The organism is Halobacillus sp. BBL2006, assembly GCF_000786645.1.
GTDB lineage: Bacteria > Bacillota > Bacilli > Bacillales > Halobacillaceae > Halobacillus.
Genome location: NZ_JRNX01000850.1, coordinates 1 through 1569, shown reverse-complemented (window position 1 = coordinate 1569; position 1569 = coordinate 1). Strand labels below are relative to the sequence as shown.

Sequence of the window (1569 nt, the reverse complement as noted above, 5' to 3'; positions counted from 1 at the left end):
ATCGAGTGGTGTCTCTTTCCCGCCGATATGTTTGTTCACATATCTTGCAGCAACAAACAAGAAGTCTGATAAGCGGTTCAGATACGAAACCACAAGTGGATTATCCAATTCATCCTCAAGAGCGACAGCTGTCCGCTCTGCTCTTCTTACAACCGTACGTGCTAAATGCAGTCCTGCTGACGCTTCATGACCTGAAGGCAGAATGAAGTTTTTCAGCGGCGCCAGCTCCTGATCCAACTGATCGATATGCTTCTCAAGTTCGTCAATGTGTTCTTTTTTCAGACGCCATTGAACCTCTTTACCTTTCGGAGTGGCAAGCTCTGCGCCAACATGGAATAGAATCGTTTGTATTTTTTGCATCACATTAAGAAAAGCATCTTTGTCCGTCCAGTCTTCACGTCTTAAATGACTCAACGCAAGACCGATGGCTGAGTTCGCTTCATCACAAGTGCCATAAGCTTCTACTCGAATATCGTTCTTCGCTACGCGATCTCCATAAATAAGAGATGTCTTCCCTTTATCTCCTGATCTCGTATAAATTCGCATTTCAATACCCCCGTCTCGGATCGATTTTATTATTCATTTCTTCTTTACCTTCTAAGTAAATATGCAAATTCTCTTCAAAGCGTTCAAATGCTCTTGGCTGATAATATGGAGATATTCCTGATATATGAGGCGTTACCGTCACATTTTCTTCCTCCCAAAACGGGTGATCTTCAGGTAATGGTTCCTCCTCAAAAACATCTAACACAGCATGATCGATGTATTTCTCCCTGACGGCTTTCAGAACGACTTCTGTCGATACTAGGTCGCCCCGACCCATATTTAGAAAGATGGCATGATCGGCCATGGTCTGAAAATGATTGATCTTCAGCAAATACTTGGTTTCTTCAGTACTCGGTAGAGCAGCGACAACAAAATCCGCTTCTGAAAGGACTTCTTTGAGTTCCTCAACTTTATAAGTGTCATGAAAATATTCTTTCTGCTTACCCGATTTTGATACCCCTATCGTTTTCATCTGAAACGCCTGAGCAAGGCGGGCAGTTTCCTGACAAATCGCACCTGTCCCAAGCAGTACCATCGTCCTTCCGCTGATTTCATTCATTACAGGACGACGGTTCCATTGGTGATTTTGCTCCTGTTCGATCAAGGTTTTCGCTTTTCTTGAAACTTGAAGCAACATTGATATCGCATACTCGGCCATCGGATGGGCGTGGATTCCCCTTACATTCGTCACCAAAATACCTCGATCCGCAATTTCATCAAAAGGCATTCGGTCCAGCCCTGCTGATAAAACCATGATCCATTTCAGACGAACCGCCTTCTCTATCCGACCCGGATTCAGGTCCTCTCCATATGTAACGAAAATATCAGCTTCTCCTAAATGAGGCTCAGCCTCTTCAATTCCATGGTAAAATGCAAATTCAACTTGGCTGAAGCGCTGTGTTAAACGGTCTTTGATGGAGTCTGGCACACGTTTAATAGCTGAAACGACTTTCATCCAATCCCTCCTCTCGGTTCTTTCTTTTATAGTAATTGTTTTTTATATGAGATACAAAAATAAAGAAA

Annotated in this window: 2 protein-coding genes; both read right to left on the bottom strand. The window is 43.1% G+C overall.

The window, feature by feature from the left end; translation table 11 throughout:
• Positions 1-546: cob(I)yrinic acid a,c-diamide adenosyltransferase (locus LD39_RS20425; RefSeq protein WP_035552977.1), on the bottom strand; the 546-nt coding region annotated here is incomplete at its 3' end.
• 1 nt (position 547) lies between these two features.
• A complete protein-coding gene (locus tag LD39_RS20420) occupies positions 548-1501 on the bottom strand; it encodes a D-2-hydroxyacid dehydrogenase (RefSeq protein WP_035552974.1) in 954 nt (317 codons plus the stop codon).
• Positions 1502-1569: the final 68 nt, after the last annotated feature.